Source organism: Liquorilactobacillus satsumensis DSM 16230 = JCM 12392, from assembly GCF_001435195.1.
Lineage (GTDB): Bacteria > Bacillota > Bacilli > Lactobacillales > Lactobacillaceae > Liquorilactobacillus > Liquorilactobacillus satsumensis.
Genome location: NZ_AZFQ01000012.1, coordinates 83524 through 94384, shown reverse-complemented (window position 1 = coordinate 94384; position 10861 = coordinate 83524). Strand labels below are relative to the sequence as shown.

Annotated in this window: 9 protein-coding genes and 5 tRNA genes; 13 read left to right on the top strand and 1 reads right to left on the bottom strand. The window is 40.7% G+C overall.

Annotated elements, in window-relative coordinates; all coding sequences use genetic code 11:
- Positions 1-145: 145 nt before the first annotated feature.
- From FD50_RS01330 to FD50_RS01295, 8 genes are all read left to right on the top strand, one after another.
- Positions 146-217: transfer RNA gene (locus tag FD50_RS01330), tRNA-Glu, on the top strand.
- Between the two features lie 10 nt (positions 218-227).
- Positions 228-300, top strand: a tRNA-Thr gene (locus tag FD50_RS01325).
- A 437-nt stretch (positions 301-737) separates the two neighbouring features.
- Positions 738-2207: a peptide MFS transporter gene (locus FD50_RS01320; RefSeq protein WP_056959722.1), complete on the top strand. Its 1470-nt coding sequence runs from the start codon at positions 738-740 to the stop codon at positions 2205-2207.
- 138 nt (positions 2208-2345) lie between these two features.
- Positions 2346-2431 (top strand) — tRNA-Tyr (locus tag FD50_RS01315).
- A gap of 4 nt (positions 2432-2435) precedes the next feature.
- Positions 2436-2507, top strand: a tRNA-Gln gene (locus FD50_RS01310).
- Between the two features lie 311 nt (positions 2508-2818).
- Entirely contained in the window at positions 2819-3622 is an 804-nt protein-coding gene (gene proC / locus FD50_RS01305; RefSeq protein ID WP_056959719.1) for a pyrroline-5-carboxylate reductase, read from the top strand.
- A gap of 36 nt (positions 3623-3658) precedes the next feature.
- Positions 3659-4792 carry an N-acetylglucosamine-6-phosphate deacetylase gene (nagA, locus tag FD50_RS01300; RefSeq protein ID WP_056959718.1) on the top strand — a complete coding sequence of 378 codons (1134 nt, stop codon included), beginning with the start codon at positions 3659-3661 and terminating at the stop codon, positions 4790-4792.
- An 18-nt stretch (positions 4793-4810) separates the two neighbouring features.
- Positions 4811-5509 carry a GntR family transcriptional regulator gene (locus FD50_RS01295; protein ID WP_054757914.1) on the top strand — a complete coding sequence of 233 codons (699 nt, stop codon included), beginning with the start codon at positions 4811-4813 and terminating at the stop codon, positions 5507-5509.
- A 149-nt stretch (positions 5510-5658) separates the two neighbouring features.
- Here the strand turns inward: FD50_RS01295 and FD50_RS01290 are convergent, their stop codons facing one another.
- Positions 5659-6399, bottom strand: a complete 741-nt coding sequence (locus FD50_RS01290; RefSeq protein ID WP_056959715.1) for a WecB/TagA/CpsF family glycosyltransferase — start codon at positions 6397-6399, stop codon at positions 5659-5661.
- 143 nt (positions 6400-6542) lie between these two features.
- Here FD50_RS01290 and FD50_RS01285 point away from each other — a divergent pair, with 143 nt between their 5' ends.
- The 5 genes from FD50_RS01285 (at position 6543) to FD50_RS01265 (ending at position 10757) form a co-directional block, all read left to right on the top strand.
- Positions 6543-8006 carry a nicotinate phosphoribosyltransferase gene (locus FD50_RS01285; RefSeq protein ID WP_056959713.1) on the top strand — a complete coding sequence of 488 codons (1464 nt, stop codon included), beginning with the start codon at positions 6543-6545 and terminating at the stop codon, positions 8004-8006.
- 54 nt (positions 8007-8060) lie between these two features.
- On the top strand, positions 8061-8888 hold the full coding sequence (gene nadE, locus FD50_RS01280) for an ammonia-dependent NAD(+) synthetase (RefSeq protein WP_056959711.1): 828 nt from the start codon (positions 8061-8063) through the stop codon (positions 8886-8888).
- Between the two features lie 201 nt (positions 8889-9089).
- The gene (locus FD50_RS01275; RefSeq protein WP_054757912.1) at positions 9090-9560 is read left to right on the top strand and encodes a SprT family protein; all 471 of its coding nucleotides are present in this window, start codon (positions 9090-9092) and stop codon (positions 9558-9560) included.
- A gap of 25 nt (positions 9561-9585) precedes the next feature.
- Positions 9586-9671: transfer RNA gene (locus tag FD50_RS01270), tRNA-Leu, on the top strand.
- Positions 9672-9761: 90 nt separating this feature from the next.
- Positions 9762-10757, top strand: a complete 996-nt coding sequence (locus FD50_RS01265) for a beta-ketoacyl-ACP synthase III (protein WP_056959710.1) — start codon at positions 9762-9764, stop codon at positions 10755-10757.
- Positions 10758-10861 lie beyond the last annotated feature (104 nt).

Sequence of the window (10861 nt, the reverse complement as noted above, 5' to 3'; positions counted from 1 at the left end):
CCAAGAGTAGTTGGGGGATCGCCCCCTGCGAGGGTAGGTCGTTGCCGTGCAAATAATAGTACTCAGGAGGATAGATAACCGGGGAACTGATTATTTTTAATTTTCTGAGTACCTTTGTTTTATAGTAAGTTAAAAGCTTACTTATGACCCGTTGGTCAAGTGGTTAAGACACCGCCCTTTCACGGCGGTAACATGGGTTCAAATCCCGTACGGGTCATCAACATTGTGCCGGCTTAGCTCAGCTGGTAGAGCATCGGTATCGTAAACCGAGGGTCACAGGTTCGAATCCTGCAGCCGGCATATCTATGCAAGTACATAATTTCTTTTGAATTAAGGGTCTGGGACAAAAGTCGCGAACTCTTTTTTTGTGCTCTTTATTTCCAAACAGCTAATGCTGAAACGTGCACCAAAAGCCAGATGGCTGCACTTAACAGTGTAAGTCAGCCACCATCCCATCGCGGAATTATCCGCCTTATGCTGTTAATTCTCGCCATCTAAACACCTGTTGTCCCACTTTTTATTTTTACTGTGAAATTCAAAATAATTAGTTTGAAAATTAGCATGATTGCGCGGTGGCTTGAAGAAATTCTAGGCTGAAAGAGCCTTCACAATTAGAGTTGACGCTCTGAGGTGAAGCTCCTATAATTAAATCTGTTGTGTGTTAAGTGTTAAGTCATTTAATTGAACTATTATTAATTTTCTTGTAGCTTATACAAGATATTTGGAGGAATTAGGTAATGAATAAAGAAGCGCAGGATACTGCTTTTTTAGGGCATCCGCGAGGATTAGCGACACTTTTTTTCACAGAAATGTGGGAAAGGTTTAGTTACTATGGAATGCGTGCCATCCTTTTGTATTATATGTACTATTCAGTGACGGCTGGCGGATTAGGTTTTAATCAAACGGTTGCAGCATCCATAATGGCAATTTATGGATCCTTGGTGTATCTTTCTAGTGTTGTGGGGGGGTTCGTTAGCGATCGTCTCTGGGGCAGCAGAAGAACCGTTTTTGTAGGCGGAATTTTGATTATGTTGGGGCATATTGCTTTGGCAACACCATTTGGAAAACTGGCTTTGTTTATTTCAATTGCACTGATTGTCGTGGGAACTGGGCTTTTAAAACCTAATGTTTCTGAGATGGTGGGTGATCTTTATCAAGCTACTGATTCACGACGCGATACAGGATTCAGTATTTTTGTTTTCGGAATTAATATGGGAGCTTTCGTGTCACCATATCTTGTAGGTTATTTAGGGCAAAAAGTAAACTTTCATTTAGGGTTTTCGTTAGCTGCAATTGGAATGTTTTTCGGTTTGGTTCAATATTATTTTGACGGTAAAAAATATTTGACCAAGGACAGTCTTTACCCAAAGGATCCAATTGGTCCGGTAGAGATGAAGAGCTTAGTTAAAAAAGGTATTTTGGCAGTAATTGCACTTATTTTAATTTTTGTCATTATGGGCTTGTTTGATCTTTTAAATATTACTAATGTTATTCTACTGATTACAATTTTGGCAGTCTTAATTCCGGTTTATTACTTTGTTTTAATGCTAAACAGCCAAAAACTGACTACTAAAGAACGCTCTCGGGTATGGGCTTACGTACCGTTATTCATTGCAAGTGTGCTTTTTTGGTCCATTGAAGAACAAGGTGCAGTGGTCTTGGCATTATTTGCAGGGCAGCAGACGCGGCTGACCCTTTGGGGATTTAATTTCCCAGCAAGTTTTTTCCAGAGTATGAATCCGTTTTTTATTATGATCTATGTCCCGCTGTTTGCGCTGTTGTGGACTAAACTTGGTAACCGCCAACCTTCTTCACCTACAAAATTTGCTTATGGCTTATTCTTTGCCGGAATTTCATTTTTGTGGATGATGCTTCCAGGGATGTTATTTGGTTCTGAAACTAAGGTTGGTCCGCTATGGCTAGTGATGAGTTGGGCACTAGTAATCATTGGGGAAATGTTAATTTCTCCAATCGGCCTTTCGGCTACAACCAAACTTGCTCCCAAAGCTTTTCAATCACAAATGATGAGTATGTGGTTCTTGAGTGATGCAGTTGCGCAGGCTTTCAATTCACAGATTGTTCGTTTTTATACTAAGGGATCGGAAGTTCTCTATTTTGGAATAGTAGGTGCGGTAACTATCATTTTTGGAATTGTATTGTTAATGCTTGTACCACAGATTAAAAAATTGATGGTCGGTGTCGCTTAAAAGGTATCAAATTATTTGATGAGATTCAAAGAGATCTTCAAGAATTGTATTAATTGAATTGAAAAAAAGCTTGCATCTAGATCACAATCATAGTATTATTATAAGGTCGGATATATGATATCTGTGTTTGTGATCTTTGGAAGGGTAGCGAAGTCTGGCTAAACGCGGCGGACTGTAAATCCGCTCCTTCGGGTTCGGTGGTTCGAATCCACTCCCTTCCACCATAATTGGGCTATAGCCAAGCGGTAAGGCATCGGGTTTTGATCCCGTGACGCGCTGGTTCGAATCCAGCTAGCCCAATCAGAAAAAGTGAAAGAACGTTGCTGAAGAGTGATGTTCTTTTTTGTTGCGAAAAAAATTTTATTTGGCAAGAATATTATTTTAAACTGTAATATCCGAATTAAATTTTTAGGATAAATAACTTTTTAAGGCAACAACGAATTACCCTTAGCCAAGATCAGATGATGTTCGCAATTTAGCATAGTAGATAGTTGAAGCTGCCGATTAGCATAAAATTTTCTTTGAAATTATTAAGGCTCTAGATTGACATTTGGAGCAAAAATAGGTACATTCACTGTATTGGTATATATCATTTATGAGGAGGGTATCAAATGAAAATTGGGTTTATTGGTGTAGGCAACATGGCAAAGGCGATTATAAATGGGTGGCTGACTTATGGGGAAGTAAAAGCTCAGGATATTTTTGTACATAGTGCGCACGCGCAAAATTATCGCAAGTATGCATTTGAGAATCATTTGGAACCAGTTGACAGCAATTCAGAACTTGCAAATCAAGCCGAAGTCATTTTTCTTGCGGTAAAACCAACTGTGTTACCCAGTGTTTTGGCTGAGATCAAGGAAGCCGTTACCACGCAAAAAAGGGTTCTTGTTTCAATGGTTAGCGGGGTTTCATTAGCTGAAATAAAGGCTTCTTTGGGCGCAGGCAATCATGAATTATTACGTATAATGCCAAATATTAATGTCGAATTGCATGCTGGAATGACTGCTCTGGCTAAAGGAGAATTTTTATCAGAGGCGCATTTTGATGAATTACAAGGCTTACTTAATCAGCTTGGAAAAACAACCCTGCTCCCGGAAAAAGATTTTAGTACTTTTGTAGCCTTGGCAGGAAGTTCACCTGCTTTTATTTACCTCTTTATTGATGCGATGGCGCGAGCAGGCGTTAAATACGGCTTAACTAAAAAACAGGCGACTCAAATTGCAGCACAAGCAGTTTGGGGCAGTGCCGCGAAAGTTTTGGGAACGCCTAAAACACCTTGGGATTTGATTGATGAAGTTTCGTCCCCAGGTGGCACAACTGTTGCAGGACTCTTAGCAATGGAAGATGCAGGATTTATGAGTGCTGTGGTCAAAGGAATTGATGCCACAATTGCTAAAGACCAAGAAAAGCATTAGTAGATTTTTATAATTATAAAGAAAGAAGCATTACTAATGAAGACAGTTTTAAAACATGCACATCTTTATACAGGAACTGAGCAAATCAGTGACGGCTTCATTCGCTTTTCTAAAAAAATCGAAGAGCTTGGACCGATGAGTGCGTATCAACCGCAAAGTGCTGAAAAGGTTATCGATCTTGCGGGGCAACTGATTGTTCCCGGCTTCATTGATGTTCACAGTCATGGTGGTTATGGCTTTGATGCAATGGATGGGGATGCGGCACAGCTTGATGAGATGGTTCGTCACATGGTGCATGAAGGAATTACCAGCTACTTTCCAACGACAATGACACAGTCGCACGCGAAGATTGCACACGCAATGAATGGGATTCGTGAAGCTGCGGCAAAAAATCCTGTGATCCAAGGAATCCATTTAGAAGGTCCCTTTATTTCTCCGGTATTTAAAGGGGCTCAACCTGAGGAATATATTCAAAATCCTGATGCTGCTTTACTCGCGCATTGGGATGAACTTTCGGGGCACCGTGTCAAATTAATTACTTATGCTCCAGAAGACGAACATGCTGCTGAATTTGAAGACTACTGCCTAGCACATGGAATAGTTCCGTCAGTCGGTCATAGTAATGCCTTAAGAGAGCAGCTCAAGCATTCAAAAGCTAGTCATGTGACCCACTTGTACAACGCACAACGAGAATTTAAGCATCGTCAGCCTGGTGTGACAGGACACGCGCTGCTTGAGGACAACCTGTACTGTGAAATGATTGCTGATGGTTTTCATGTAGTTCCTGACATGATTAAATTGGCCTACGAGATTAAAGGCCCTTACAGAATGGAACTTGTGACGGATTCGATGCGTGCAAAGGGGATGCCTGAGGGAGTTTCTGAACTGGGTGGTCAGAAGGTAATCGTAAAAGATAAGCAGGCACGGTTAGAAACTGGTAATCTTGCAGGCTCTGTTTTGCAATTTCAAGATGCTTTCCGTAATATAATCAGATTCACCGGATGTGGCATCGCCGAGGCTGTGCTCATGTCTTCCGTTAATCAGGCACGTGAATTTGGACTTGAGCATAAGGGGACACTGACTGTAGGTAAGGACGCTGATCTGAATGTTTTCGATCAAAATTTGGAATTAAAGGAAACATATAGTTTGGGGCAGCTTGCTAGTGATTAATAGAAATGAGGGAGTAAGATGACTTCGCCTGTTTATATTCAAATTCATAACGTGATCAAACGGTCAATTGAGTCCGGTAAATGGTCAATCGGCGATCGCATCCCTTCTGAAAGAGAACTTGCTGTTAAATTCGGAGTCAGTCGCATGACGCTCAGACAAGCAATTCAGACATTAGTTGACGAAGGTATCCTTGAACGCCATGTAGGTTCAGGAACCTATGTTGCACGGCGAAAAGTGCAAGAAAAGATGTCGGGTGTCACGAGTTTTACGGAACTTACAAAAGAACAAGGCAAGGTTCCATCAAGCAAGACACTTTCTTATCACGTGACGACACCTTCTTTAAGTGAAATGGAAAAACTTAACTTGAAGGAAAAAGATCAGGTGTTGCGCATGGAAAGAATTCGTTATGCTGATGAGACTCCAATTTGTTTTGAGGTTGCTACGATTCCAGCGCAGTTAGTTAAGGAATTCAGTAAAGAAGAAGTCACGAGTTCGTTATACCATGCTTTAGAAGAGAGCGGGTATGCGATTGGACATGCACAGCAAACAGTAACTGCAATGCTTGCCTCTGAAAAAATCGCTGATTATTTGGATATTAAACGTGGAGATGCGATTCTACGTTTACGCCAGATTACGAATTTAAAAGACGGTCGGCCGTTTGAATATGTACGCACACAGTATGCAGGAAACCGGTTTGAATTTTATCTCGAAAAATAACTTAGATCCCAGAGATACCAAAATTAATAAAAGATCCAGTGAAAGAGGTAGAAAAGCCTTTCAAACTGGATCTTTTTTACTTTTAAGAAACAAATTTGGTGTATGGGAAACTAGTCATTAATTGGTTAGAAAAGCTGCAGATTAGGTAATTATTTTTTCTGATGGTTATATTTTGAAAATAAGACCAATGCGAGATAGCGCGGTAAAGACAAAATTCTGCCAATTCTGGTAGGTTCTTGCAAAAGCCGATAGAGCCATTCGATGTGATGCTTTTGCCAAAAAAGCGGAGCACGTTTGACGGTCCCTGCTAAGACATCAAAACTACCACCAACTCCCATCCAAATTGCAGAGGCACAGGAGCGATACTTTGCAATAAAGAATTCCTGTTTTGGAAATCCTAGTGCAACAAAGACAAAGTCAGGGGCACTTGCTGTAATCTCAGCGGCAACCTGTGCCGCGTCGTCGAAATAACCATCATGGTAACCAACAATTTTGAGATGCGGATATTGCGCATGCAAGTGCGCAACTGTCAATTCTAAAACAGCTGACTTTGCACCTAAAAGAAAGACCCTTTTATTATTTTGCGCAGCAAATGCAAGCAGCGCAACCAAGGTATCAAAACCGGTGACACGTTCAGGTAGCGGGGTATGCAAAAGTTGTGCCCCCTTGATAATCCCGATACCATCTGCGGTTATATAATCAGCCTGCTGGATGACCCTAGCATATGCAGGATCATGCCGTGCATACAAAACAATTTCAGGATTGGCAGTAACAACAAAACGGTTTAAGTGCTGTTGGCTGTCTGCTATCAATTGCGTGCGCAAGGCATGATTTGTGATCTTGGTAAAGTTCACTCCGAGAACATTCACCGTTGGATATTTTGCTTTCATGGGATCCCTACTTTCGAAAAAAGCTAGCCTAAGTATAACAGAAATGACTGTGCAATGAAAAAGTGCTAAAATAATATAATGTTTATTCTATAATTACGGTACCTTAAAAATCAACTCAGCGTGACTGAGAAGGAGTATGAATGATGGTAAAGATTTACCCAGATGATAGCTATGCCCTTCACACGGATGAATATCAATTAAATATGATCCAAACATATTGGGAAAAGGGAATTGATCAAAAGAAAGCGGTTTTTGAACTATATTTCCGAAAACTACCGTTTGAAAATGGCTATGCTATTTTTGCTGGTTTGGAACGTGTAATTGAATATATTAACAAATTGCATTTTAGTGCGACCGATCTTGAATATTTAAAAGGAACAAATGACTTTCCACCTGCTTTTTTGGAATATCTGCGTGATTTTAAATTTACAGCAACAATTAGATCAGTGGTTGAAGGTGAAGTCGTTTTCAACAATGAACCAATTTTGCAGGTTGAAGGCCCGCTTGTTGATTGTCAGCTGGTGGAAACTGCTATTTTGAATGTTGTTAATTATCAAACTCTCATTGCAACTAAAGCTGCACGGATGCGTTCGGTAGTTCACGATGATGGTATCATGGAATTTGGAACTAGAAGAGCACAAGAATTTGATGCAGCTATTTGGGGTACGCGTGCGGCCTATATTGGTGGTTTCGATGCGACAAGTAATGTGCGCGCAGGAAAAATATTTGGAATTCCAACCAGTGGAACGCATGCTCACGCGCTTGTGCAGGCTTACCGCAGTGATTATGAAGCTTTTTGCGCATACGCAGCAACGCATAAAAATTGTGTATTTTTAGTGGATACCTACGATACTTTGCGTAGTGGAGTGCCGAATGCAATTAAAGTGGCACAAGAATTCGGGTCTAAAATTAATTTCTTAGGTGTCCGGATTGATTCGGGGGACATGGCCTACATTTCAAAGCGTGTGCGCGAACAGCTTGATGAGGCTGGTTTTCCTAACGCCAAAATCTATGCTTCAAATGATCTTGATGAAAAAACAATTACTAATCTTAAAATGCAGGGTGCTAAAATTGATGTCTGGGGTGTCGGTACTAAATTAATTACAGCATTTGACCAACCTGCTTTAGGCGCAGTTTATAAAATGGTGGCAATTGAAGACGAAAATGGGAAGCTTGAAGACACAATTAAGTTGTCTAGCAATGCTGAAAAAGTCTCTACACCAGGACGCAAGCAAGTTTGGCGAATTACCAAGAAAGCCGATGGCAAATCCGAAGGCGATTATATTGCGCTGTGGTATGAGAATCCAACAGCTATTAAATCGCTTTATATGTTTCATCCGCACTACACTTATATCAATAAATATGTGACTGATTTTGATGCGCGGCCGCTACTCCATGATATTTATCGCGCAGGTAAATTGGTTTATCAACTACCTCCACTTGAAGTGATCAAACAATATGCACATGATCGGTTAGATAGTCTCTGGGAAGAGTATAAGCGTGATTTGAATCCGCAAGATTATCCGGTAGATCTTTCACAGGATTGTTACGATAATAAGATGAAAATAATTAAAGAAATTCGTGAAAGTATTACTAAAAAAGGGTAGAATGATGGTAGATGTTATCACATTGAATTGAGCTTTACTTCAGGAGGACTAGCGATGCGTGAACTTCAACAAAAAATAATCAAGGAATTAAGAGTTAAACCTGAGATTGATCCCCAACAAGAAATCCGGAGGAGCGTTGAGTTTCTCAAAAATTATTTGCAAAAGCATTCTTTTTTACGCTCACTTATTCTAGGTATTTCTGGTGGACAGGATTCAACCTTAGCTGGGAAGCTTTGTGAAAAGGCAGTGGAAGAATTGCGTCAAGAAACCGGAAAGCAAGATTATGAATTTATTGCTGTCCGTCTTCCATATGGCAATCAAGCGGATGAACAGGATGCAATGGACGCAATTGCATTTATGCAAGCCGATAAGACTGTAAGAGTAAATATCAAACCTGCAACGGACGCAACAGTTGCAAGTATTGAAGAAAATGGTGTGCTTGTTAGTGATTTTAATAAGGGAAACATTAAGGCTCGTCAACGAATGATTGCACAGTACGGTGTTGCAGCGGCCAGCCATGGAGCAGTTGTGGGCACAGATCACGCTGCTGAGGCGGTCACTGGTTTTTACACGAAGTATGGTGATGGAGGAGCCGATGTGACTCCTTTATGGCGTCTAGATAAGCGGCAGGGTAGAAAAATGCTGGAATTGCTGGATGCGCCTAAACATTTGTATGAGAAGGAACCAACTGCTGACTTGGAAGATGGTCGTCCGGCTTTACCAGATGAAGTTGCGTTAGGTGTAACTTATGCTGATATTGATAACTACTTAGAAGGGCGTCCAGTCCCTGAAGATGCGGCGAAGAAAATAGAGACTTGGTATTTTAAAACGCAGCACAAACGTCATTTGCCAATTACGGTTTATGACGAGTTTTGGAAATAGCAGTTTTTGTTTAAAGTCACAGATTTTTAAGCCCAGAGCTTCTGAACCTTGCATTAGCTGGTAAAACCCGCTAGCATATTCAGGAGTGGAGGGCTTTTTTAGACGAACAGTTTTACTTCTGAAACAGGTTACCTTCCTTGTCAGATGTTGTCTTTTTTAATATTGAAAGCGAGCGCAATTAAATGAAAAGGAGGCTATCATATGAAGGATGACCAACTGCAGACGCTTGTAACTCAGATTTCGCGGCATTTTTTTCAACTGGAGTTTAAACATAAAGCAACCTTTAATAAGCGGTTGCGAACTACTGGAGGAAGATATCTCCTAGAACAGCATGATATTGAAATCAATCCTAGAATGGCTGTTTTGGGAAACGGTGTTTTGATTGGAATTATCAAGCACGAACTTTGCCATTATCATCTACATTTGCAACATCTAGGTTATCGGCATCGAGACCATGCGTTTAAGGAACTGTTGTTGCAAGTTGGTGGGTTGAGATATGCGCCCAGAACAGCTGCACCAGTTTGGAAGTATAAATATCGTTGTCGTAATTGTGGTCAGTTGTATTTTAGACAAAGAAAGATTAATAGACGGCGGTATGTTTGCGGAAATTGTCATGGTGTTTTAGAAATTTGTGCAAAAAGAAATGTAAAAAAGCTTGCCTCTGATGCTTAGATTTGATATAATTATTTTTGTTGTTGCGGGTATGGCGGAATTGGCAGACGCGTCAGACTAAGGATCTGGTGGGCGTTATAGCCCGTGATGGTTCGAATCCATTTACCCGCATTTTAAAAGAGGGACCCAGGAAGACTTGGGTCCCTTTTGCTACACCTTAGTATTAAAATTTGAGTGCCTGAAAGGAAGATGCAGAAAAAGATGGTTAAAGCTGTTAAAATTGCTGCAACTGCTCATTATGTGCCACAGCGAATCGTTACAAATGATGAACTCAGTAAGATTATGGAGACATCAGATACGTGGATTCAACAGCATACGGGCATTAAGACACGACATTATGCACTTGATGAAAATACTTCTGATTTGTGTGCTAAAACGGCGGTTAAGTTGTTAAAAGAAGCTCAACTTCCTGCAACGGCAATTGACCTGATTATCGTTGCGACAATTACACCGGATGCATTAACACCTGCAACGGCAATTTTAGTACAGCAAAAGATTGGAGCTGATGCTGCAGTTGCTTTTGATGTGAATGCAGCTTGCGCCGGTTTCGTGTTTGCACTCAATACTGCAGAAAAATTTATGCGCCAAGGAATATATAAGAATGCACTTGTGATTGCTGGAGAAGTTAATTCAAAAATGATGGATTTCCAAGATAGAACTTCCACCGTATTTTTCGGTGATGGGGCAGGCGGGGTGTTGCTAAGCGCAGTGGATGACCCTGCACAAGAAGCTTTTGTGGCACAGGAATTGGCAACTAAGCCTGCACCTGAAGTAATTCATAGTGGCCGAATTCCGCATGTAACACAAGTTTCAGCGCAAAATTATCCTAGCTTGGATGCTTTCTATCAAGATGGACATGCTGTCTTTGATTTTGTGATTACAGAGGTTCCACGCTACATTCAGCATTTTTTGCATATTAATAACGTCAGCCTTGAAGAGTTAGGGTTGGTCGTTACACATCAAGCAAATTTGAGGCTGATCGAGGGAATTGCACACAAACTTGCTTTACCCCTGCATCTTTTTGCTCAGAATGTTGTTTATTATGGAAACACTTCTTCTGCCGGGATTCCCATCGGTTTGGATCTTGCGCTTAAGGATGGCCGCGGACACAAAGGCTTAAGTCTGCTCTCAGGTTTTGGTGCAGGTTTAAGTTACGGGAGCATCTTATTGGATTTGTCCCATGTTGGCAATCATTAAAGAAGCCCAGAATGGATGCAACGCATGTTTTTCAGTATTAATCTGAGAAATTATAAATTAAATGAAATTTTAATTTTTGAAATATGTTTAGCTGCAATAAAAAG

Coding starts and splice junctions, on each gene's coding strand:
- FD50_RS01320 (WP_056959722.1), top strand. CDS start 738: ATGAATAAAGAAGCGCAGGATACTGCTTTTTTAGGGCATCCGCGAGGA.
- proC (WP_056959719.1), top strand. CDS start 2,819: ATGAAAATTGGGTTTATTGGTGTAGGCAACATGGCAAAGGCGATTATA.
- nagA (WP_056959718.1), top strand. CDS start 3,659: ATGAAGACAGTTTTAAAACATGCACATCTTTATACAGGAACTGAGCAA.
- FD50_RS01295 (WP_054757914.1), top strand. CDS start 4,811: ATGACTTCGCCTGTTTATATTCAAATTCATAACGTGATCAAACGGTCA.
- FD50_RS01290 (WP_056959715.1), bottom strand. CDS start 6,399: ATGAAAGCAAAATATCCAACGGTGAATGTTCTCGGAGTGAACTTTACC.
- FD50_RS01285 (WP_056959713.1), top strand. CDS start 6,543: ATGGTAAAGATTTACCCAGATGATAGCTATGCCCTTCACACGGATGAA.
- nadE (WP_056959711.1), top strand. CDS start 8,061: ATGCGTGAACTTCAACAAAAAATAATCAAGGAATTAAGAGTTAAACCT.
- FD50_RS01275 (WP_054757912.1), top strand. CDS start 9,090: ATGAAGGATGACCAACTGCAGACGCTTGTAACTCAGATTTCGCGGCAT.
- FD50_RS01265 (WP_056959710.1), top strand. CDS start 9,762: ATGGTTAAAGCTGTTAAAATTGCTGCAACTGCTCATTATGTGCCACAG.